We start from the raw sequence: 250 nt of genomic DNA, 5'->3' as shown, positions 1-250 counted from the left end.
CTACCAGGCGCATGCCACCCACGAGCAATTCCACAGTGAGATCAAGACCGATCTCGACCTGGAGCGGCTGCCGTCGGGCAAGTTCGCCACCAACGATCTGATCCTGCACCTCGCCCAGCTGGCCTACAACATCCTGCGGCTGATGGGGCAGCTGGGCATGACCGGCGAGCTGAGCCCGGTGCGCCATCCCGCCAAGCGGCGCCGGATCCGCACCGTGCTACAAGAGCTGGTGCATCGTGCGGCGCTCGTG

1 pseudogene is annotated in these 250 nt (G+C 66.0%); it reads left to right on the top strand.

Features of this window, described 5'->3' with window-relative positions:
- Positions 1-250 (top strand): annotated as a pseudogene (locus Q673_RS0118250) (IS1380 family transposase); the annotation flags it as partial.

Origin of the sequence: Halomonas sp. PBN3, assembly GCF_000475415.1 — a bacterium.
GTDB lineage: Bacteria > Pseudomonadota > Gammaproteobacteria > Pseudomonadales > Halomonadaceae > Halomonas > Halomonas shengliensis.
The sequence above is the reverse complement of the archived record's forward strand: the minus strand, read 5'-3'. Positions and strand labels throughout refer to the sequence as shown.